Here is a 20,928-nt window from a genome sequence, read left to right as displayed (position 1 = left end):
TTACCCCGGCGAACTCACTGCATGTCTACGACGACGCGGCCGCGGATCTTGCCGTCGACGATGTCGCGCGCGGCGTCGATGATGTTGTCGAAGCCGATGGTCGTGGACAGGCTGGCGAGCTTGCGCAGATCCAGGTCGGCGCCGATGCGGCGCCAGGCCTCGAGCCGCACCGGTTTCGGCGCCATCACCGAATCGATGCCGAGCAGCGAAACGCCGCGCAGGATGAAAGGTGCCACGCTCGACGGCAGGTCCATGCCGCCGGCCAGGCCGCAGGCCGCGACGGCACCGCCATAGGAGGTCATAGAGAGCACATTGGCCAGTGTGTGGCTGCCGACGGAATCGATGCCGCCCGCCCAACGCTCCTTGGCGAGCGGCTTGGTCGGCTGGCTGAGTTCGTCGCGCGATATCACCTCCGCGGCGCCAAGATCGATGAGATACGGGCTTTCGGCATTGCGCCCTGTCGAGGCAATGACGTGATAGCCCAGGCTGGACAGGATGGAGACCGCGACCGAGCCGACGCCGCCGGCCGCGCCCGTCACCACCACGGGCCCGCGATCGGGCACGATGCCGTGCCGCTCCAGTGCCATGACGCACAGCATTGCGGTATAGCCGGCGGTGCCGACCGCCATCGCGTCATGCGCGCTGATGCCGTCGGGGAGCGGCACCAACCAGTCGCCGTTGACGCGGGCGCGCCCGGCATAGGCGCCAAAATGCGTCTCGCCGACACCCCAGCCGTTCAGGATGACCTTGTCTCCCTTGCGCCAGTCGGGATGGGAAGAGGATAAGACCGTTCCGGCGAAATCGATGCCTGGCACCAAGGGCCAGCGGCGAATGACCGGCGCCTTGCCTGATATTGCGAGCCCATCCTTGTAGTTCACCGTCGTCGCTTCGACTGCGACGGTGACGTCACCGTCCATGAGATCGGCTTCGGTGAGGTCGGTCACCGCCACCGACTGTTTCTTTTCGGCGTCGCGCGAAACGAGGATGGCTTTGAAGGTTTCGGGCATTTTTCTCTCCTCGATCTATCGACGTTTGGACTCTGCTGCGGCGGCCGCGCCGGGTCAATCGGTCAGGCGTCGGGACCCTGGGGCTTGGGCTGGCGCCGCCAGCCCAAAACTTCGTCAAGCACGACCAGCGCGGCGCCGACCGAAATGAAGGCATCGGCGAGATTGAACACGGCGAAGGACCAGACCGGAGTGTGGAACAGGATGTAGTCGATGACGTGGCCGTAGACGGCGCGGTCGATCAGATTGCCGAGCGCGCCACCGATGATCAGGGCAAAGCCGGTGCGGGCAATAACATGGCCCGCTGGCGTGTGCGTGGCCAGATAGAGCACGAAGGCGACGACGAGAACGGCGATGATCACCAGCCCGGTATCGCCGAAGGATGAGAACATCGAGAAGGCGATGCCGGTATTATAGGTGCGAAACAGCGCCAGGAAGGGCAGGAGATCGAGCTTTTCCTGAAAGGGAAGGCCGATCTCGACCAAATGTTTTATCCACTGGTCGAGCGCGATGGCCGCGACGACCAGCAGCGCATAGGGAGACCATGATTTCACGATTGGGCAACCCTCATTGCGAATCCACCATAGGGTCCAGTTTCAGCGCGCCGCGGCGGATCTCGAACAGCATGACGCCGGTGGCGACGGCAAGATTGAGCGAATCGGCACGCCCTGCCTGCGGAATCCTGAGCAGCCTGTCGCAACTCGCCGCCAGGCTTTCGGGCAGGCCTTGCTGTTCATTGCCCATCATCAGCAGCACCGGCCCCCGGGAAAAATCGACCGAGCGGTAGTCGACCGCGCCTTTGAGGTGTGTGCCGGCGACGAGACCCGAAAACCCGCCGCGCCAGGCGAGGAATGCCTCGGTCGTCGCCTTGGCCACCGGAACGGCGAAGATAGAGCCCATGGTGGCGCGCACCGTCTCCACCGAAAAGGGATCGGTGGTGTCTCCGACCAGGATCACGCCCTTGGCGCCGACGGCGTCCACCGTGCGGATGACGGTGCCGAGGTTGCCGGGATCGCGCACCCGGTCGAGCGCCACCCAGACATCGCCATTGTCGGCGCGGATATCCTTCAGGGCCAGGAATTTCTGCGAGAAAACGCCGATCACCATTTGCGGATTGTCGCGGCGGGTTATGGCGACAAGCACTTTTTCCGAGACTTCAAGCACCGTGCCGCCGGAAGCCACCGTGCGCGCAGCGACCTTCTCCACCGCCGCGTTGCCGCGTCCGGCCTTGGCGAAGACCAGGGTCCTGATCTGCCAGCCGAGGTCGAGCGCATCGATGACCAGCTTCAGTCCCTCGGCCATGAAGGCGTTCTGCTGGTCGCGGAATTTTTTCAAGGCCAGCGCCTTGATGTCCTTGACCAGCGGATTGGCGAGGCTGGTGACCTCTTTCACCTGCCCGACCGGACGGGCGCCGTCATATCCACTCATCAGGCCACCCAGCGCGAGAACAGCGAGGTCGACAGCGCGCGGCCCGCCGATTTTTCGCGGATGATCAATTCGCCCGATTCAACCCTGCCGCCCATGCCGGCAAAGGTGTCGCGCATGAGGGCATGGATGGCGAAGAAGGAGGCGCGGATCGAATAAGCGGTCAGCACCACGGCAAGCGGTTTCGGGGTCAGGATCGATCGGCAGAGATCGGTCAATGCCGGCAGGTCCTCGAACAACTGCCAGACCTCGCCCTTGGGGCCGCGGCCATAGGCGGGCGGGTCGAACAGAACAATGTCATAGCGGCTGCCGCGGCGCTCCTCGCGCTCGGCGAATTTCACTGCGTCTTCGACGATCCAGCGGATCGGCTTGTTGCCAAGCCCGGCCATCTCCTGGTTTTCGCGAGCCCAGCCGATCGCCTTTTTCGAGGCATCGACATGGGTGACCTCCGCGCCGGCGCGCGCCGCTACCAGCGAGGCAAGGCCGGTATAGCCGAACAGGTTGAGCACCTTGACCGGCCGCCTGGCCGCCGCGATCAGTCCGGCCATGTGATCCCAGTGCGAGGCCTGCTCGGGAAACACGCCGACATGGCGAAACGAGGTGAAGCGGCCGAGATAATCGATGCCGTCGTGCTTCATCGGCCAGGTCTCGCCGAGCGGCGTCCCGGGGAAGCGCCAGCGGCCAATGCCTTCCTCGTCGGTATCGCCGGTGAAGACAGCGTCGGCGCGGTCCCATTCCCTTGCCGGTAGCGCCTTCTGCCAGATCGCCTGGCCCTCGGGGCGGACGATCCGATAAGGACCGTATTGTTCGAGCTTCTGGCCGGCGCCGCTGTCGAGCAGCGCATAATCGGCATTGGGTGCCACTTCGAGGATCAGCGGAAGCTGTTCGGCCGGAAGAGCGCCGTCGCGACGGGCCAGGATGCGGGGCGCCGACTTCGGTTCCGGGCGCTCGTCGGCCCTGGCCTCGGGCCGCTCCTGCGGCCTGGCCGTTCCACGGCCTTCATGCGGACGCACCCGTTGCGCACCGCTTTTTGCGGGCGGACGGCTGTCGCGGCGTTTGTCGCGAAAAGATTTCAAGCAGGAGCATCTCCGAGGCGTGGCCGCTTTTGACATAGGGCAACCGGCTTCGCAACCAAGTCCGCCGCGCAAGCGTCGCCTGGTCATGTCGGCTTGCGATGGACCAATGTCAAAGAAACAGGCAAATTTTCGATATGTCCCGCTCCGAACGCCTGCTCGACCTGATCCAGACATTGCGCCGGCATCGCATGCCGGTGAGCGGGCAGTCGCTCGCCGACGAACTCGGGATTTCAATTCGCACGCTTTACCGGGACATCGCAACGCTGCAGGGCCAGGGGGCGCCGATCGAGGGCGAGGCGGGGCTCGGCTATGTGCTGAAGCCCGGATTCATGCTGCCGCCGTTGACGTTCAGCGACGAGGAGATCGAGGCAATTGTGCTCGGTTCGCGCTGGGTCGCCAAGCAGCCGGATTCGCGGCTTTCGTCAGCGGCCGTCAACGCGCTTGCCAAGATCGCGTCGGTGCTGCCTGATGATCTGCGCGAGGATCTCGACGCCACCACACTGCTGGTCGGGCCGCCCGCCCCGACTGTTGAAAGCATCGATCTCGGCCTGGTGCGGCAGGCGATCCGTAACGAGCGCAAGCTGGACTTTTTCTATCGCGATGCCGGCGGCGCGGGGTCGCGGCGCGTGGTGTGGCCGTTCGCGCTTGGCTTCTTCGACAAGGTGCGGGTCGTGGTGGCGTGGTGCGAAATGCGGCAGGATTTCCGGCATTTTCGCACCGACCGCATAGCCGAGCTCAAGACGACGGATCTGCGCTATCCGCGCCGCCGTCAGGCGCTGCTGAAGGAATGGCGGGCAACGCTCGACACCCCACGGCGTTAGCGGTGTGTAAGCTGTCCAGGGCGCCTTTCGTGACGGATACTGCCAGAATCTGACAGTGATGCGCTTTATGTCTGTCCCGGTCGAAACCCCTGGAGAACAGTCATGGTCACCCCCAATTTCGTCATCCTCTACGTCGACCAGCCGCAGCGTAGCGGCGCCTTCTACAGCGCGCTGCTCGGCCGCGAGCCGGTCGAAAGCGCGCCGACATTCGTGCTGTTCGTGCTCGACAACGGTTTCAAACTCGGTCTCTGGTCGAGGCATACGGTGGAACCGGCGGCGGCAGCGACCGGTGGCGGCGCCGAGATCGTCTTTGCCCTGGATACGCCCGAGGCAGTCGATGCCGCCCATGCCGACTGGTCCGGACGTGGGCTGAAGATCCTGCAGGCGCCGACCGACATGGATTTCGGCCGCACCTTCGTTGCGCTCGATCCCGACAACCATCGCCTGCGGGTCTACTGGCTGTCGGACGGGCAGCAGGCAGACGGGGAGCAGGAATGAGCGCGTCTTGGATCGCGGTGGCGTCGGCGCAGCACGTCCGGCGCGGCCGCGAGGGCGGCTTCATGCAGGTCAACCACGGCAAGGCGGCGCCGCTGCGGCGGGTCCAGCCCGGGGACGGCATTGTTTATTATTCGCCGACAACGATTTTGGGCGAGAAAGACGGGCTGCGGGCGTTCACGGCGATCGGCACGGTGCGGGAGGGAGAACCCTATCAAGGCGACATGGGCGGCGGCTTCACGCCCTTTCGCCGCGACGTCGACTGGGCGGCGGCCGGGGAAGCGCCGATAAAGCCATTGCTCGACAGGCTGGACTTCACGGCCGGCAAGCCGAATTGGGGGTATCAACTGCGCTTCGGCCTGTTCTCGGTAAGCGCGGCCGATTTCGCCGTAATCGCCGAAGCAATGGGCGCTAAAGCAGCCGGGACAGTAAGCTAGGTCCGGAGCGCCTTGTAGACGGCAATGCCGGCGGCAAGGTCCTCGAGCGCGGCGCCGACCGACTTGAACAGCGTGATCTCGTCGGCGCTCCGGCGCCCTTGCTTTTGACCGCGCGCCAGCTCGTGCAAGTCGGCTATGATGGCTTCCGGTTTCAACACGCCCGAAGCGAGCGGTATGACGATGTCGCCCGCTTCCTTGGTGGCGCCGGCGCGGGTGTCGACATAGACGCGGGCGCGCCCTATCGCCTCGTCGTCGCTTTCGCGCATTGTCGGGGTGAAGCCGCCGACCATGTCGACATGGCTTCCCGGCTTCAGGCGGGCGCCCTTGATCAGCGGATCGGTGGCGATCGTCGCCGACGAGACGATATCGGCCTGGCCGAGCTCGGCATCGAGATCGGCCGCTGCGCTCGCCGCGAAGCCCTCGGCGCGCAGTCCGGCGGCGACCTTCTCGGCGTTGTCCAAGGTGCGATTCCAGATGCGGATGGTCCTGATCGGCCGCACGGCGCAATGCGCCTTGGCGAGGAATGGCGACAGCGCACCGGCCCCGATCACCAGCAGCCGGGAAGCGTCTTCGCGCGCCAGATAGGATGCGGCGAGCGCCGAGGCGCAGGCCGTGCGCCATTGCGTCAGCCGCTGGCCGTCGATCAGGGCCTCCGGTTCGCCGGTGGCGCCGTTGAGCAGGAGATAGACCCCCATCACTGCCGGTTTGCCGATGGCATTGTTGTCGGGCGAGACGGTAACGATCTTGACGCCGATATGCCCCCCGGCCGAGATGCCGGCTGCGTTGAAGTCGGTCCAGGCCGGCATCAGCAGCAAGGTCGAGGCCGCACCGTCCGGCCGTTCGACCGTGTGATGGTGCCGGACAGGTTGCACCGCGCCGTCACGGAAAGCCCCGCGCAGCGTCTCCACCAGCCCTGGGAAGGTCAACGCCTGGTCGACCTCTGCGGCCGAAATGGTCAGCATGGGAAACTCCGTGAAGAAAATCGCGGGCCCGAGAGGGCCCACAGCGCCGTGCGGCGGTCAGTTGGTCGGCTTCGGCAGCACCGGTCCCTGCGGTGTCGACGGGGTGCGGCCGATCGCCTGGCGCAGGTTCTCGGCCTCGACGCCGCGCTGGCGCGCCAGCTTGCGGTAGCGTCCCTGCTTGACCCAGGTCGCCAGGCTGCCGACGACCATGCCGACGGCGAGGGCCAGGAACAGGAAGATGAACAGCGGCAAAGTGAGCGTCAGCGCCGGATTGCCGGGATTGAACGGATCCAGCGTGAAGGCGACGAGTTCGCGATTGGCGACGGCCAGCGCGATCAGGATGACCGCCAGGGGCACGAAGACCACGATGAGCATGAAGCGATTGAGCATGATGTTTTCCGTCGGAAACCGGCCTCCCGGGAAGGGCCGGTCTGGCGTCGCGCCTACTTTCCGCCATTCAGCCTTTCGCGCAGTTCCTTGCCGGTCTTGAAGAAAGGCACCCATTTCTCCTCGACCTCGACGGATTCACCGGTGCGCGGGTTGCGGCCGGTGCGGGCGGGGCGATTTTTCACCGAAAAGGCACCGAAGCCACGCAATTCGACCCGGTTGCCTTCGGCGAGCGCGTCGGTGATCTCGTCGAAAATCGCGCCGACGATGTTTTCAACGTCGCGCAGGAAAAGATGCGGATTGCGCGTGGCAATAATCTGCACAAGTTCGGACTTGATCATCGGACGGGTCCCCTGAAATCGGTGCGGTCGAAATTATGAGGATGATTTTGTTTGCTTTTTCATCCACCCCAAACGGCGTCTCAAGGGTGCCAGACGGAAACGAGACCGTCAAGAAACAAGCGGTCGGCGCCAAGTTCATGGATGATATCGCCGCTGTAGTCCGGCAGGCCGAGCGCGCCGGCGATCGTTCTCACCATCGCTTTGGACAACAGGAAGCCGCCGCGCCGCTCCGTGTCCTTCCATTCGACCACCTTGAGTTTCGAGTCGACGCCCTTGGTCGCCAGCCAGTCGATCGCCTCGGTCTCGCCGCCGACGGCGTCGATCAGGCCGTTGGAGACCCCTTGGCGACCGGTGAAGATCGATCCGTCGGCGAGCGCCAGCGCTTGCTCGCGGGTCATCTTGCGGCGTTCGGCGACGATGCCGACGAACCAGTCGTAGCTGTCGAGGATGAGCTTGCGGACCATGGCGCGCTCGTCGTCGTTGGTCGGCTTGAAAGGCGAGGGCGAGGCCTTGAGCGGCGAGGATTTCACTTCCTCCAGCTTGACGCCGAGCTTGTCCATCAGGCCGCTGACATCAGGATACTGGATCAGCACGCCGATCGATCCGACGATCGAGGTCTTGCGGGCGACGATGTGATCGGTGGCGCTCGCGATCATGTAGCCGGCCGACGCGGCGAGCGTGCCGACCTCGGCCGCGACAGGCTTGTCGGCGGCGAGCTTGCGCACCTCATCATAGATCGATTCACCGCCGACCGTCGTGCCGCCGGGGGAATCGATGGCGAGGATCACGCCCTTCACCCTCGGCGACTTGCGGATGGTCTCCAGGCGCTTGATCAACTCCTCGTCCTCGGTGATGGTGCCTTCGATCCTGACCTTGGCGATATGATCGACGGCCGAGCCGCCGAAATCGTCGCGATAGAACCAGGCCGAGATCGCAATGACGCCGAGCGCAACGATGGCGATGGCCGCAGCGCGCCAGAAGGTCAGCTTACGCCGCAAGCGGCGGCGGTCGATCAGGTCGTCGGCTCTCAATGCCATGGTCAGCCTCACGGTCGATGGAAAGAGATGCTTTTAGACCATGACGTCCCGGTCTGGAAGCAATTCCGTCTGCGCATGACGCGGCAATCCGCGCGCGGCGCACGCGAGGCAGCGGCGCACGCGAGGCAAGTGCGCGTCAGCGTCCGCCAAGACGTCGGTTTCGTGATTGGTCCGTGAAACGAACGGCAGGTAAGGGGAGAGCCGATGGTAACGAAAAATGTACGCCAGACGTCTATTTCTGCTATGAAGCAGGGCTGTCGGTGTTGATCCGTTCTGATCTGCACGACCGCAACTGTCACATTTTCGCGGTTTTCGTCGGCTTGTGCTTGCTTGAAAGCGCCGACGTCCCACCTATAGGCGGTGTTGCCCGGCGGGGCAGGGGTTTTAGAAGAAAGCAGTTATGTTAGCGCGAACGAGTGAAGCGAGCAGCACCGAGACGGAGTTGGCTCCCCCGGCAGACGGCCCGGCGAGGGGGGACGCGTTCGATCGCGCACGGCGGCATTCGCGCCGGGTGCGCGTGCTCAAATTCGCCGTGCCGGTGCTAGCGGCGTTGATCGCCATTGCCTTCCCGGTCTATTCCTACCTCGCCGCACCGGTGTCCGTCGCGGTCCAGGCGGAAGGCACCGCCTTTTCCAACGGCAAGCTGGTGATGGCCAACCCCAAGCTCAACGGCTTCACCAAGCAGAAATTGCCCTATTCCATGACGGCATTGCGCGCCATACAGGACGTCAGCACGCAAGGCATCATCGAACTCGACGGCATCGACGCCAAGGTGCCGATCGCGGCCGACAATGTCGCTGCGATCAAAGCCACGCATGGCACCTACGATCGCGACGGCAATACGATGCACCTGACCAGCGACGTCACGATCGCCACGACCGACGGCCTTCAGGCCAAGTTCAAATCGGTCTTCCTCGACATGGGCAAAGGCACTATGAAGACGGATGACCCCGTGGACGTCAGCCGTGACGGGTCGCAGATCACCGCGAATTCCTTGTCGGTGCAGGACAATGGCAAGGTTCTGGTGTTCGAGAACAAGGTGCGCGTCAATATCGATCCCGCCAATCTGAAGGCGGCAGAGGCAAAGGGCGAAGAAGCGAATGTGGCTCATTAGTTCGACACGGCTTGCCGCCGCAGCTTCGGCGCTGCTCTTGCTGGGGCTTGCGCCGGCGCAGGCGCAATCCAGCGCCGAGAGCGCGTCCGGGCTCAAACTGTCGGGCGACAAGCCCATCCAGATCGAGAGCGACAAGCTGGAGGTCCGGCAGGCGGACAACGTCGCCGTGTTCACCGGCAACGTCACGGTCGTGCAGGGACCGACCCTGCTCAAGTCCGGCAAGATGATGGTCTACTACGTCAAGGACCCGAACGCGGCCGCAAAGGGGACGGAAGCAGCGGGAGCGGCGATGACCGGCTCCGCCAACATCGACCACCTTGAAGTCAGCGGAAAAGTTTACATCAAGTCGAATGACCAGATCGCGACCGGTGACAATGGCACCTTCGACATGAAGACGCAGGTGCTGGTCCTGTCCGGCAAGGAAGTGGTGCTGTCGCAAGGCCCCAATGTCCTCAAGGGCTGCAAGCTCACCGTGCAGATGAAGACCGGCCTCGCCAATGTCGACGGCTGCGGCGGACGTGTCATCATGTCGATGACGCCACCGCCGAAATCGGGAGCGACGAACCCCTGATGGCCAGCCTGTCGTCGCTGACGGCGCGTCTTCCGGGGCGGGCCGCCGGCAAGGTTTCGGCTCCGGCCACGGTCACCGCCGATAAGGCGAAGTTCAAGGGAACCTTGATCGCCAAGGGCCTGACCAAGAGCTACAAGGGTCGCAAGGTGGTCAGCGGCGTCACGCTCGGGGTGCGTGCCGGCGAGGCCGTCGGGCTGCTCGGTCCGAACGGTGCCGGCAAGACCACCTGTTTCTACATGGTCACCGGCCTGGTGCCGGTGGACGAGGGCACGATCGAGATCGACGGCTTCGATGTCACCTCCATGCCGATGTACCGGCGTGCGCGTCTGGGCATCGGCTATCTGCCGCAGGAGGCCTCGATCTTCCGCGGCCTCAGCGTCGAGCAGAACATTCGCGCCGTGCTGGAAGTGGTCGAAAAGAGCCGCAAGGAGCGCGAGCGCAGCCTCGACGAACTGCTCGAGGAGTTCCATATCAGCCATTTGCGCAAGGCGCCGTCGATGTCGCTTTCCGGCGGCGAACGTCGGCGCCTGGAGATCGCGCGTGCGCTGGCCACGCGCCCGGCCTACATGCTGCTCGACGAGCCTTTCGCCGGCATCGACCCGATCGCCGTCGCCGACATCCAGCAACTGGTGCGTCATTTGACGGCGCGCGGCATCGGCGTGCTCATCACCGATCACAATGTGCGCGAGACGCTCGGCCTGATCGACCGCGCCTACATCATCCATGCCGGCCAGGTGCTCACTCATGGCCGGGCTGATGAAGTGGTCGCAAATCCCGACGTGCGGCGGCTCTATCTGGGCGAGGGATTCACGCTTTGAGCGTGAAATTTGTTTCCTGACGCGATTTTTTTCCTGTCAGGGGCCATTTTCTCGCGATTTTGCTCCGGGATAACGCTCCGGTAAGCGGGTTTTGCTAGCGTTTGCCTTGACAAGCAAAAGCCGGGCCAGTTTCTATCGGTTCGCGAAAATTCCTTCCGGCAGTCCGGATGCAGACGAGGCGTTTGAAACCGAACCATGGCGTTGGCGGCGAAACTACAGCTACGACAGTCGCAGTCGCTGGTGATGACGCCACAGCTGATGCAGTCGATCCGGCTGCTGCAGTTCACCCATGCCGAACTCGAGCACTTCATCGACGAGGAGATCGAGCGCAATCCGTTGCTGGAGCGCGCCGAGCCGCAGGACGACGCCGCCAGCGACCAGGTGCCGAGGACCGAGGCGGCACCGGAAACGGCGGCCGACGGCGACTGGTTCGAGACCGAAGCGGGATGGAGCGCCGAGGCGATCTCGGAAAAGCTCGACACATCGCTGGAGAACCTGTTCCCGGACGACCCGGGCACCAGCGAGCGGCTCGGACCAGACCTCACGGCGCAGTGGAAATCGGCGACCGGCAATGGCAGCACGTCCTCGTCCGATGGCTTCGACGCGGGCGATATGGCGGCGACCGCCATCACGCTGCGCGATCATGTCAGCGAGCAGATTGCGCTCGCTTTCGCCGATCCGGCGGCGCGCCTGATCGCCGGCGAACTCGCGGACGGCCTCGACGAGACCGGCTATATGCGCGCCGATATGGCTGAGATAGCCTCGCGCCTTGGTAGCGGCGCCGACGCCGTGGCCAAGGTGCTGTCGGTGTGCCAGACCTTCGAGCCGGCCGGCCTGTTCGCCCGCGACCTTGCCGAATGCCTGTCGCTGCAACTTGCCGTACGCGACAGGCTCGATCCGGCGATGAAGGCGCTGATTGCCAACCTCGAACTCCTGGCGCGCCGCGATTTCCACACGCTGAAGCGGATCTGCGGCGTCGACGAAGAGGACCTGCTGGACATGCTGGCCGAGGTCCGGGCGCTCGATCCGCGGCCGGGCATGGCATTTTCGGGCGGCGCCAGCGACGCCGTCATTGCCGATGTCGAGGTGCGCGCGGCCAATGACGGCAGCTGGACGGTCGAGCTCAACGCCGAAACGCTGCCGCGCGTGCTGGTCGACCACATCTATTTCGCCCAGGTTTCGCCGCACGCCAAGAACCAGGCCGAAAAGGATTTCCTGGCCGAGTGCCTGCAGAACGCCAATTGGCTGACGCGAAGCCTCGATCAGCGGGCAAAGACCATTCTCAAGGTCGCATCGGAGATCGTGCGCCAGCAGGATGCCTTCCTCGTCCATGGCGTGCGCCAGCTGAAGCCGCTCAACCTGCGCACGGTGGCCGACGCCATAGGCATGCACGAATCGACCGTCAGCCGGGTTACCGCGAACAAGTACATGCTGACGCCGCGCGGCGTGTTCGAACTGCGCTATTTCTTCACCGCCTCGATAGCCGCGTCGGGCGGTGGCGAGGCGCATTCGTCGGAAGCGGTGCGCGACCGCATCAAGCAATTGATCGACGAGGAAAAAACCGTCGACGTCCTGTCCGACGACGCGATCGTCGACATGTTGCGCGAAAGCGGCGTCGACATCGCCAGGCGTACGGTCGCCAAATACAGGGAAGGCATGAATATCCCGTCCTCGGTGCAGCGCCGGCGCGAGAAGCGGGCCCTTGCCAGCGCCGGGCGCTAGGTTCGGCGATTTTCCACAGGGTTTCGCGCTTCATTGACAAGCTGCGGTGAAGTGGCTAGAAGCCCGCCCGCATGAGACGGGCTCGACGCCCGCTAGCGGATGGTCCGTCACGACAATGGCCTAGGGATGGTCAAGAAGGCGGCTTGTGATCAACCGGAAAGTTTGGATTTAAATCGGCGCGAGTGACGCCGCAAAGCTTGTGCGCACGGACCACGAGTATAAACTCCGGCCAGTTTGAAGCCTGAGCAAGGAAGGTCAGTTTTCAGATGAATCTGCGCATATCGGGAAAACACATGGATATCGGCGATGCGTTCCGTACGCGCATCAACGATCGTGTCGGCGAGGCGATCGGCAAATATTTCGACCGCGGCTTTGCCGGACATGTCACCGTCATCAAATCGGGCTCGCGCTATTCGGCGGATTGCATGATCCGGCTGGATTCCGGCGCTTCGCTGCAGGCGACCGGCGATGCCCAGGACCCGACGCTGGCTTTCGAGGCCGCGGCGGATCGTCTGGAAACCCGGCTTCGGCGCTACAAGCGCCGGCTGAAATCGCACAATTCGGGCAATGGCGAGCTCACCGATATCGCCTACACGGTGATGGCGCCGCTTGCCGATGACGACGAGGATATTCCGGAGGATTTTGCGCCGGCCATCGTCGCCGAATCGACCATGACGCTGAAGACCATGTCGGTGGCGTCGGCGGTCATCGAACTCGACACCAAGGACAGTCCGGTCTTCGTCTTCCGCAACGCCGGAAACAATCACGTCAACATCGTCTATCGCCGGCCGGATGGGAACATCGGCTGGATCGATCCGTCCACGACCAAGGTCGCACAGGGATAAAACCGGCCGCACGAGGGGTGGGGACTGGTGACGGCAGGCGAACAAGGGATTTTCAAGTATGGATCTGAGCGATCTCATCAACGTTCCGGCGATATTGCCGGCGTTGAAGGCGAACTCCAAGAAGCAGCTTCTGCAATTGCTGTCGGAGAGGGCGGCCGCGATTTCCGGCATTCCGGAGCGGGAAGTGTTCGACACCATCCTGCAGCGCGAGCGGCTCGGCTCGACCGGAGTCGGCAACGGCATCGCCATTCCGCACGGCAAGCTGGCCGGCGTGAAGCGCATCGCCGGCGTGTTCGCCCGCCTGGAGACGCCGGTCGATTTCGAAGCGCTCGACGACCAGCCGGTCGACCTGGTGTTCCTGCTGCTGGCCCCTGAAGGGGCCGGCGCCGATCATCTGAAGGCGCTGTCGCGCATCGCGCGGGTGCTGCGCGACGCCGATACAGTGGCCAAGATCAGGGGAACGCGCGACGCCGTGGCAATACACGCGCTTCTGTCGGACACCCAGGCCTCGCACGCAGCCTGACGTTTTCTGGATAAACGATGGTCGAGGGCCGCCACGGGCGGCCCCGTTCGTTTTCAGCGGAAAATCGCCTTAATGAATGGCGACCGTGGTCAGGTCGTTTTCCATGGCGCCGGCCAGCGCGCGATCGCGCGCATCTGAAAGCAGGATCGGCTGGCCGTTGGCGGCAAACAGCGCCCACAATTCCATGCCGGGCGCGATTTCGCCAATGCCCGGGAAACGGCCGAGCAGTTCCTCGCTCGTAACCTTGCGCAGATAAGCGACCGAGCCCTCGCCGAGATGGGCGAATTCACCGCTGGTCATGGTGGGATTTTGTGTAGGATTTTGGTCAGTTCTGGTCATTTCAAGCCTCCTTGGCGCGAGACGCCGCCCTGGTCCTGGGCAGTAGGCCATCCCGCATGAGAGCCATCGGCAAAGATCAGTCTTTCACCGATATGTTTATTTTCCGTACCAGCCGCTCGGACTCGGGCCGATCGAGATCGATCGACAAAAGGCCGTTCTTCAGCTCCGCCGCGATCACCCGCATGCCGTCGGCCAGCACGAAGCAGCGCTGGAATTGGCGTGCGGCGATGCCGCGGTGAAGAAATTCGCGCTCGGTATCGTCGGTCTGACGACCGCGCACGACCAACTGGTTTTCCTCCGTGGTGACATCGAGATCGCTTTCGGCGAAACCGGCGACAGCGAGCGTGATGCGCAGCCTTTCGGCCTTGCCGTCGGCGCCGCTGAGCCGCTCGATGTTGTAAGGAGGATAGCTGTCACCGGATTTCGCCAAGCGCTCCAGCGTCTTTTCCATGGCGTCGAAACCCAGGAGAAGCGGGCTGGAGAAAGGCGTCATTCGGCTCATGTTACATTGTCCTCTCAAGAGCGACATAAACTGGAAAAACCCAGATGGCATTTTTCCCGATGGTCTTGATATGGTCCGCCCCACGACCAAGTTCAAGCCATCAAAACACCCGCCCAAAAAGACCACGTCGTGGACTCACAAGAATGATCGACATGGCGCTTGAAACGGCAGTGAGATGCAAGGAGAAGCGCTGCGCCGGGATTCGTCCCCCGGGCGGAGCGGTTCGGCAGCTCAAGGCCGGTTCGATGCGTTTCGCATGCTCGCTCGGACGCATGGGCTCATGGCCAAACAAGGAATTGAAATGCCCCAAACACACAAGATCATCATCGACACGGATCCTGGCCAGGACGATGCCGTCGCCATATTGCTGGCGCTTGGCAGCCCCGAGCTGGAGATCGTCGGCATATCAGCCGTAGCCGGCAACGTGCCGCTGAACCTTACCGAAAAGAACGCCCGCAAGATCTGCGAACTGGCCGGCCGACCCGACATCAAGGTCTATGCCGGCGCCGTCCGTCCCCTGGCGCGTGAACTGGTTACGGCCGAGGCGGTGCATGGCCAAACTGGCCTCAACGGGCCACAATTGCCCGAACCGACGATGAAGCTGCAGGATAAGTACGCCGTCGATTTCATCGTCGAGACGCTGATGAAGGAAGAGAGCGGCAGCATCACGCTGTGCGCTCTCGGGCCGCTCACCAATATCGCGCTGGCGCTGATCCGCGAGCCGAGGATCGCGCCGCGCATCAAGGAAATCATCCTGATGGGCGGTGGCTTCTTCGAAGGCGGCAATGTCACGCCGGCGGCCGAATTCAACATTTATGTCGATCCGCACGCGGCCGAGGTGGTGTTGAAATCCGGCATTCCGATCGTGCTGATGCCGCTCGACGTCACCCACAAGGCGCTGACCACCGCCAAGCGCACCCAGGCCTTTCGCAAGCTCGGCACCAAGGTCGGTACCGCAACGGCCGAGATGCTGGAGTTTTTCGAGCGTTTCGACGAGGAGAAATACGGCACCGATGGCGGGCCGCTGCATGACCCCTGCGTCATCGCCTACCTGTTGAAACCGGAGCTGTTCAAAGGCCGCAACTGCAATGTCAGCGTAGAAACCAGCTCGGAACTGACCATGGGCATGACCGTGATCGACTGGTGGGGCGTCACCAAGCGGGAAAAGAACGCCAAGGTGATGGGCGACATCGACCATGACGGCTTCTTCGCGCTGTTGCTGGAACGGCTGGGGCGGCTTTAAATCCGCCTCCTTACCTTCTCCCCTTGCGGGAGAAGGTGGCCTCGCGAAGCGAGGCCGGATGAGGCTGTTCCAGGGAACGCCAACGCCTCACTCCGTCACGCACCCCTCAACCATCTCGGCGCTGCGCGCCGATCCACCTTCCCCCACAAGGGGGAAGGAAAGGCGGCGGTGCTCACTTCGACCGTGAAAACGCCAGCCACAGGCCGCCGCCGACCATGAAGCTGCCGCTGATCCTGGACAGGAGCTTGACGCGGCGGGCGGACAGGATGCGACCGGCGCGGCCAGCGGCCAGCGCATAAGTCGAATCCGACATGGCGGCGAAGATCATGGCGGTGAGGCCCATGACGACGATCTGCAGCGAATAATTGCCTTGCGGTGCGATGAACTGCGGAAAGAAGGCGCCGAAGAAGATCAGCGTCTTCGGGTTGCTGAGCGCTACCAGCAGGCCCTGCAGGAAAAAGCCGCCGCGGGGCTTCCGCGCCGTTCCGTCGGCGTTCAGCTTGCCCTTGGACCGGAACATCTGCACGCCCATCCAGATCAGATAGGCGGCACCGATCAGCCGCACCCATTCGAACCAGTGCCCCATGCCCGATATCAGCGTGTTGAGGCCGATGCCGACGATGGCGATCATGACCGCCAGGCCGGCCTGCGTGCCGGCGACATTGGCCAGGCCGGCGCGGGCGCCATGACGGATGCTGTTGGCGATGATCAGCGTGACCGTCGGCCCTGGCACAAGAATGATGACGACGCACGCAAGGACATAGGCGGCATAGAGTTCCAGCGACATGATTTTCCCTCGGGCAGAATGCCGCCTGTGCGGCGCCGCAATCAATGCATGACGGCGATGCCGGTGCAAGCCGGAACATGGAGCCGCGCGATACGCAGATGCACCGGATTCAGGCGCCGGACGGCCACGGCAGCGTCGTCTCATAGGCCGCCGCCGCCTTCAGCACAGCCATGTCGCCACGCGGCCGGCCGATCAGCTGCATGCCCATCGGCCGGCCTCTGGCGTCGAAGCCGACCGGCACGCTGACGGCCGGGCAGCCGCCCATGGTGGCGGGCGCCGAAACCTGCATCCAGCGGTGATAGCTGTCCATCGGCCGGCCGGCGATCTCCCGCGGCCAATGGGTGCCGACGTCGAACGGAAAGACCTGGGTGGTCGGCAACGCGATGAGATCGAAGCGGTCGAACAGCGACAGCAGCGTCCGGTACCAGGACGTCCGGACGACCGAGGCGGCGCGAATCCGAGGCGCCGTCAGGAGTTGCGCGTTCTCCACCTCCCAGACGGCTTCGGGCTTCAACAGGGCGCGCCTGGCAGGATCGTCATAATGCACTTTCAGCGCGCAGCCGCTGCTTGCCTGGCGCAACGTCACGAAGGCCTGCCACAAGGCCTCGAAATCAAAATCCGGCACCAGTGCCTCGGCCTTGAACGAGGCCTCCCCGAAGCGGTCGAGCGCGGCCTGGCAGAGCTCGAGGATGCCGGGCTCCATGGGCAAATGCCCGCCCAGATCGCCGAGCCAGGCGACACGGCCGCCTTTGGCGGGGATATGCAGGCCTTCGAGGAAGGAGCCTTGTTTCTCATAGGACAAGGGTGCGCGCGGATGATGGCCCGCCTGCACGTCGAGCAGCAGCGCCATGTCGCCGACATTGCGACCCATCGGCCCATCGACGCCCATCTGGGCATGAAAGACCTCGACGTCCGGGCCGCCGGGGACGAGCCCCTGCGATGGCCGGAAACCATAGACATTGTTCCAGGCGGCTGGATTGCGCAACGAGCCGCCGAAGTCGCTGCCGTCGGCGACGGGCACCATGTCCAGCGCCAGCGCCACCGCGGCGCCGCCGCTCGAGCCGCCGGCGCTCAAATCTGGATCAAAGGCGTTCAGCGTCGGGCCGAACACGGGATTGTAGGTGTTGGAGCCGAGGCCGAATTCGGGAACGTTGGTCTTGCCGATGATGATGGCGCCGGCCTTGCGCATGCGCTCGACGAAGAAATCGTCCTCCTGCGGCACGAAATCGGCGAAGATCGGCGAGCCGAAGGAGGTGCGCAGGCCGCGGGTCATTGCGAGATCCTTGACCGCGATCGGCAGGCCGAAGAGCGCACCGGCCCGGTCCGGACGGGCATCGGCTGCGTCGGCCTCGCGCAGGATATCGCTACGATCGCGCAAGGAAACGATGGCATTGACGAGCGGGTTGACGGCTTCGATGCGGTCGAGGAATGCCGTCACGACCTCACGTACCGAAAGTTTCCTTTGCCGGATCGCGTCGGCCAGTTCGACCGCGGGCAGGCGGCATATGTCGCCGGCCGGTGGCGCGGCATGCTTTGTCTGGGGGCGCATTCTGGTCGTCTCAGCGGGATTTCAGGAGTGCCTGGTCGACATCGGCGGCCAACGGGATGGCCGGCTGGGCGCCCGGCTTCAGGCATGCCAGCGAGCCGGCCGCGCCGGCCCGGGCGAGCGCCTGTTCGAGGGGCAGGCCCGACGACAGGCCGGCGGCGAAATAGCCGCAAAAGGTGTCGCCTGCACCAACCGTGTCGACCGGGGTGATCTTCAATGCGGGAACCGTCAGGGAATCGGTCGGCGTCGCCGCCATCACGCCGTCGCCGCCGAGCGTGACGACGATGGTGCGGCCGGTTTTCCCGGCAAAGTCGCGCATCCGTGCCGCGCGGTCGCGCCCGCTCAGCGACAGCACCTCGCCATACAGGTCGAACTCGGTCTCGTTGGCGACGACATAGTCGGCCTTGCCGAGCAAGCCGGCCGCGTCGCGATGGAAGGGTGCGGTGTTGAGCACGGTGACGGCACCGGCCGCGCTTGCCTGATCGAGCGCGGCTTCGATGGTCGCAAGCGGGATCTCGTGTTGCAGGAGCACGACATCGCCTTTTCCGGGGAAGGCCTTGGAGAGGTCGCCGGGCAGCACCGAGGCGTTGGCACCCGGCACCACGGCGATAATGTTCTCGCCATCGTCGCCGACCATGATCAGCGCGGTGCCCGTCGAGGCAAAAGTTTCGCCCACGCCAGACAGATCCACCTTGGCCTGGCGCAGCAGCGCCAGGGCCTCGCCGGCGAAACTGTCCTTGCCGACGGCTCCCACCATGCGCACCTTTTCGCCGGCGCGCGCGGCGGCCAACGCCTGGTTGGCGCCCTTGCCACCGGGCGCGGTGGCGAAACCGGAGCCGCTCACCGTCTCGCCAGGGCTCGGCAAGCGGTCGACATTGGCGATAAGGTCGAGATTGATCGAGCCGACGACGATGATCAAGGAATGCCTCCTCATGAATGAGCGGGAAGCTATCCTGTAAGATCGTTGCTTTCCAGTGCATGCCGATATGGCAAGCGCTGCGGTGCCGCGTCATGCGAGTCAGCGGGGCGTCGTCGTTTTCCACGTGACAATGCCGGCGGAAGTTGCCGGCGTTCCCGATTTCAAGAGGTGACCTGTCCAGCCTCCCAGCCCAGAATGGCGCGCTTGCGGGTCAGGCCCCAGTGGTAGCCGGTGAGGTCGCCGGACTTGCCGATGGCGCGGTGGCAAGGCACCACGAAGGAGAGCGGGTTGGCGCCGTTGGCGGCGCCGACGGCGCGGCTGGCGCTCGGCGCGCCGATGCTGGCGGCAATCGAGGAATAGGTGCGAGCCTTGCCCATCGGAATCTGGAGCAAGGCCTCCCAGACGCGAACCTGGAAGTCGGTGCCGATCATCACGACATGCAGCGGCTGGTCCGGGCGCCACAGCGTCGGGTCGAAGATACGCGCGGCGTAGGGACCGGTCGCGACCATATCCTCGACATAGACGGCATTCGGCCAGCGGCTGGACATATCGGCGAAAGCGGCGCGTTCCTCGCCCGGATCGCTGAAGGCGAGGCCGGCAAGCCCGCGGTCGGTGGCCATGATCAGGGCAGTGCCGAATGGCGAGGTATGATAGCCATAGCGGATGGTGAGCCCGGCGCCGCGCGTCTTGTAGTCGCCCGGCGACATCGCCTCATGGGTGACGAACAGGTCGTGCAGCCGGCCGGGGCCGGACATGCCGAGCTCGAATGAGGTTTCGAGCAGCGGCATGCCGGAATCGAGCAGCCTGCGGGCATGGTCCAGCGTCACCGCCTGCAGGAATGCTTTGGGCGACAGGCCTGCCCAGCGTGTGAACAGCTTCTGCAGGCCGGTCGGCGTCTCGCCGACCTCCTCTGCAAGCTCCTCGAGAGAAGGCTGGTCGCGATAGTCGAGGCTGATCTTCTCGATGGCGCGGCGCACGATTTCGTAGTCGTTGCCTTCGGGCGTGATGTCCTTCTTGAGGACTGCTGTCTGGGTGCTCATGGGAATTCTCCTTGAGCCGGAATATCAGCCCTTGGGGCGCCGATCGCCACCCGAAACTTGCCTTCTTGCGGCGCATACCCAGATAAACTCTGGTTTTCGAGCCCAGGAGTCGCCATGGCGGGTGAAAAGGTAAATCTCGCCGGCGCGAAAGAAACCTTGCTGATGACGCTCTACGGCAAGGCGCTGGAAAGCCGGATGCCCCATTCGCTGCTTGGGGATCGTTTCGCCGACGAGGCGGTGCGTAAGATCGACTATGATTTCTCAAGACTCAAGGTCGACAGCAATCTCGGCATCGGCCTGGCGATCAGGGCAAAGACGCTGGACGTCCGCGTCGAGGAGTTTTTGGCCAGAAATCCTGATGCCATCGTGCTGCATCTGGGGTGCGGGCTCGACACGCGCATCTTCCGGGTCGATCCGCCGCCAGGCGTGGACTGGTTCGATGTCGACTATCCGGAAGTCATTGAACTCAGGCGCAAGCTTTACCCGCCGCGCGACCGCTATCGCCTCATCGCTTCGTCGGTAACAGAGCCGGACTGGCTGGCTGAAGTGCCCCGCAACCGACCGGCCATCGTGGTGGCGGAGGGGCTGACGCCCTATCTCCCGGCCGAGGAAGGGTTCCGCCTGTTCTCGCGCCTGGTCATACATCTTGCCGGCGGCGACCTGATTTTCGACGCTTACAGCGGTTTCGGCCTGAAGCTGCTGCGCCTCAATCCGGCGATCAGGGCGACAGGCGCCGAGGTCCACTGGGCGATCGAGGATCCGCACGAACTGGAACTGGCTGTCCCGAAGCTCCGATTCATCGAAGACATCCCGGCCTATGGACCTGAACACGCCGCCCGCATGGGCTGGCCCGCGCAGCTGTTCGTTCGGCTTTGGAAATACATTCCCGCACTGCGCAAGATCGGCAGGCTTTTGCGCTATCGCTTCTGAAACGTCGTCCCCTTGTTCGACGCGGTCCGGACGCAAGCTGTTCG

25 protein-coding genes are annotated in these 20,928 nt (G+C 64.1%); 11 read left to right on the top strand and 14 right to left on the bottom strand.

All coding sequences use genetic code 11. From position 1 onward, the window contains the following. Positions 1-14: 14 nt before the first annotated feature. The 4 genes from ACIU1A_RS23520 to ACIU1A_RS23505 all read right to left on the bottom strand — a co-directional run bounded on the left by ACIU1A_RS23520 (position 15) and on the right by ACIU1A_RS23505 (position 3,505). Positions 15-1,007 (bottom strand): MDR family oxidoreductase, encoded by a 993-nt coding sequence (locus ACIU1A_RS23520; RefSeq protein WP_140500225.1) that lies wholly within the window; start codon positions 1,005-1,007, stop codon positions 15-17. Between the two features lie 62 nt (positions 1,008-1,069). Then, positions 1,070-1,558 carry a signal peptidase II gene (gene lspA, locus ACIU1A_RS23515; protein WP_140500223.1) on the bottom strand — a complete coding sequence of 163 codons (489 nt, stop codon included), beginning with the start codon at positions 1,556-1,558 and terminating at the stop codon, positions 1,070-1,072. A gap of 13 nt (positions 1,559-1,571) precedes the next feature. Then, positions 1,572-2,432 carry an RNA methyltransferase gene (locus ACIU1A_RS23510; protein WP_140624417.1) on the bottom strand — a complete coding sequence of 287 codons (861 nt, stop codon included), beginning with the start codon at positions 2,430-2,432 and terminating at the stop codon, positions 1,572-1,574. Further along, positions 2,432-3,505, bottom strand: coding sequence for a class I SAM-dependent rRNA methyltransferase (locus ACIU1A_RS23505; protein WP_140566082.1), 1,074 nt, complete (start codon positions 3,503-3,505; stop codon positions 2,432-2,434). Before ACIU1A_RS23505 ends, ACIU1A_RS23510 begins: the two co-directional genes overlap by 1 nt. A gap of 134 nt (positions 3,506-3,639) precedes the next feature. On the opposite strand from ACIU1A_RS23505, the gene ACIU1A_RS23500 reads away from it, so the two are divergent. The 3 genes from ACIU1A_RS23500 to ACIU1A_RS23490 all read left to right on the top strand — a co-directional run bounded on the left by ACIU1A_RS23500 (position 3,640) and on the right by ACIU1A_RS23490 (position 5,258). Beyond that, positions 3,640-4,326: a YafY family protein gene (locus ACIU1A_RS23500; protein ID WP_140816785.1), complete on the top strand. Its 687-nt coding sequence runs from the start codon at positions 3,640-3,642 to the stop codon at positions 4,324-4,326. Between the two features lie 102 nt (positions 4,327-4,428). Beyond that, entirely contained in the window at positions 4,429-4,824 is a 396-nt protein-coding gene (locus tag ACIU1A_RS23495) for a VOC family protein (protein ID WP_140513758.1), read from the top strand. Next, positions 4,821-5,258, top strand: coding sequence for an EVE domain-containing protein (locus tag ACIU1A_RS23490; RefSeq protein WP_140676844.1), 438 nt, complete (start codon positions 4,821-4,823; stop codon positions 5,256-5,258). Before ACIU1A_RS23495 ends, ACIU1A_RS23490 begins: the two co-directional genes overlap by 4 nt. Here the strand turns inward: ACIU1A_RS23490 and ACIU1A_RS23485 are convergent. From ACIU1A_RS23485 to sppA, 4 genes are all read right to left on the bottom strand, one after another. After that, a complete protein-coding gene (locus ACIU1A_RS23485) occupies positions 5,255-6,220 on the bottom strand; it encodes an ornithine cyclodeaminase family protein (protein WP_140566092.1) in 966 nt (321 codons plus the stop codon). The two genes, ACIU1A_RS23490 and ACIU1A_RS23485, sit on opposite strands and share 4 nt — an antisense overlap. Positions 6,221-6,277: 57 nt before the next feature. Then, a complete protein-coding gene (locus tag ACIU1A_RS23480) occupies positions 6,278-6,610 on the bottom strand; it encodes a DUF1049 domain-containing protein (RefSeq protein WP_140522516.1) in 333 nt (110 codons plus the stop codon). Between the two features lie 53 nt (positions 6,611-6,663). After that, positions 6,664-6,948, bottom strand: coding sequence for an integration host factor subunit beta (locus ACIU1A_RS23475; protein WP_006200394.1), 285 nt, complete (start codon positions 6,946-6,948; stop codon positions 6,664-6,666). Between the two features lie 80 nt (positions 6,949-7,028). Beyond that, positions 7,029-7,985: a signal peptide peptidase SppA gene (gene sppA, locus ACIU1A_RS23470; protein ID WP_404925402.1), complete on the bottom strand. Its 957-nt coding sequence runs from the start codon at positions 7,983-7,985 to the stop codon at positions 7,029-7,031. Positions 7,986-8,385: 400 nt separating this feature from the next. Here sppA and lptC point away from each other — a divergent pair, with 400 nt between their 5' ends. The 6 genes from lptC (at position 8,386) to ptsN (ending at position 13,578) form a co-directional block, all read left to right on the top strand. Then, positions 8,386-9,099, top strand: a complete 714-nt coding sequence (gene lptC, locus ACIU1A_RS23465) for an LPS export ABC transporter periplasmic protein LptC (RefSeq protein ID WP_140560247.1) — start codon at positions 8,386-8,388, stop codon at positions 9,097-9,099. After that, entirely contained in the window at positions 9,086-9,670 is a 585-nt protein-coding gene (locus ACIU1A_RS23460; RefSeq protein WP_140560248.1) for an LptA/OstA family protein, read from the top strand. Before lptC ends, ACIU1A_RS23460 begins: the two co-directional genes overlap by 14 nt. Continuing rightward, positions 9,670-10,488, top strand: coding sequence for an LPS export ABC transporter ATP-binding protein (gene lptB / locus ACIU1A_RS23455; protein WP_140500202.1), 819 nt, complete (start codon positions 9,670-9,672; stop codon positions 10,486-10,488). Before ACIU1A_RS23460 ends, lptB begins: the two co-directional genes overlap by 1 nt. Positions 10,489-10,683: 195 nt before the next feature. Next, entirely contained in the window at positions 10,684-12,210 is a 1,527-nt protein-coding gene (gene rpoN, locus ACIU1A_RS23450; RefSeq protein WP_404925401.1) for an RNA polymerase factor sigma-54, read from the top strand. Between the two features lie 266 nt (positions 12,211-12,476). Then, positions 12,477-13,055 carry a ribosome hibernation-promoting factor, HPF/YfiA family gene (gene hpf, locus ACIU1A_RS23445; RefSeq protein WP_140500197.1) on the top strand — a complete coding sequence of 193 codons (579 nt, stop codon included), beginning with the start codon at positions 12,477-12,479 and terminating at the stop codon, positions 13,053-13,055. Between the two features lie 58 nt (positions 13,056-13,113). Continuing rightward, the gene (gene ptsN / locus ACIU1A_RS23440) at positions 13,114-13,578 is read left to right on the top strand and encodes a PTS IIA-like nitrogen regulatory protein PtsN (RefSeq protein ID WP_135898701.1); all 465 of its coding nucleotides are present in this window, start codon (positions 13,114-13,116) and stop codon (positions 13,576-13,578) included. Positions 13,579-13,647: 69 nt separating this feature from the next. On the opposite strand, the gene ACIU1A_RS23435 is transcribed toward ptsN, so the two are convergent. Both ACIU1A_RS23435 and ACIU1A_RS23430 read right to left on the bottom strand, forming a co-directional pair. Beyond that, entirely contained in the window at positions 13,648-13,917 is a 270-nt protein-coding gene (locus ACIU1A_RS23435) for a DUF1150 family protein (RefSeq protein ID WP_140500195.1), read from the bottom strand. Positions 13,918-13,993: 76 nt separating this feature from the next. Continuing rightward, positions 13,994-14,419, bottom strand: a complete 426-nt coding sequence (locus tag ACIU1A_RS23430; RefSeq protein WP_013893014.1) for an Hsp20 family protein — start codon at positions 14,417-14,419, stop codon at positions 13,994-13,996. 301 nt (positions 14,420-14,720) lie between these two features. Between ACIU1A_RS23430 and ACIU1A_RS23425 the strand changes: the two genes are divergently transcribed. Further along, on the top strand, positions 14,721-15,662 hold the full coding sequence (locus tag ACIU1A_RS23425; protein WP_404925400.1) for a nucleoside hydrolase: 942 nt from the start codon (positions 14,721-14,723) through the stop codon (positions 15,660-15,662). A 172-nt stretch (positions 15,663-15,834) separates the two neighbouring features. Here the strand turns inward: ACIU1A_RS23425 and ACIU1A_RS23420 are convergent, their stop codons facing one another. The 4 genes from ACIU1A_RS23420 to ACIU1A_RS23405 all read right to left on the bottom strand — a co-directional run bounded on the left by ACIU1A_RS23420 (position 15,835) and on the right by ACIU1A_RS23405 (position 19,954). Next, positions 15,835-16,449 carry a LysE family translocator gene (locus ACIU1A_RS23420; RefSeq protein ID WP_404925399.1) on the bottom strand — a complete coding sequence of 205 codons (615 nt, stop codon included), beginning with the start codon at positions 16,447-16,449 and terminating at the stop codon, positions 15,835-15,837. Between the two features lie 109 nt (positions 16,450-16,558). Next, the gene (locus ACIU1A_RS23415) at positions 16,559-17,998 is read right to left on the bottom strand and encodes an amidase (RefSeq protein ID WP_404925398.1); all 1,440 of its coding nucleotides are present in this window, start codon (positions 17,996-17,998) and stop codon (positions 16,559-16,561) included. 10 nt (positions 17,999-18,008) lie between these two features. Continuing rightward, the gene (locus ACIU1A_RS23410) at positions 18,009-18,914 is read right to left on the bottom strand and encodes a ribokinase (RefSeq protein ID WP_404925397.1); all 906 of its coding nucleotides are present in this window, start codon (positions 18,912-18,914) and stop codon (positions 18,009-18,011) included. Positions 18,915-19,075: 161 nt separating this feature from the next. Further along, positions 19,076-19,954 (bottom strand): bifunctional helix-turn-helix domain-containing protein/methylated-DNA--[protein]-cysteine S-methyltransferase, encoded by an 879-nt coding sequence (locus ACIU1A_RS23405; RefSeq protein ID WP_140522501.1) that lies wholly within the window; start codon positions 19,952-19,954, stop codon positions 19,076-19,078. A gap of 114 nt (positions 19,955-20,068) precedes the next feature. Here ACIU1A_RS23405 and ACIU1A_RS23400 point away from each other — a divergent pair, with 114 nt between their 5' ends. Further along, complete coding sequence (locus ACIU1A_RS23400) at positions 20,069-20,884, top strand: class I SAM-dependent methyltransferase (RefSeq protein WP_140739843.1); 816 nt, start codon at positions 20,069-20,071, stop codon at positions 20,882-20,884. Positions 20,885-20,928: the final 44 nt, after the last annotated feature.

This window comes from Mesorhizobium maamorense, from assembly GCF_044998965.1.
Taxonomy (GTDB): Bacteria; Pseudomonadota; Alphaproteobacteria; order Rhizobiales; family Rhizobiaceae; genus Mesorhizobium.
Note: the sequence above shows the minus strand (reverse complement) of the source record. Positions and strands in the feature narration are given on the sequence as shown.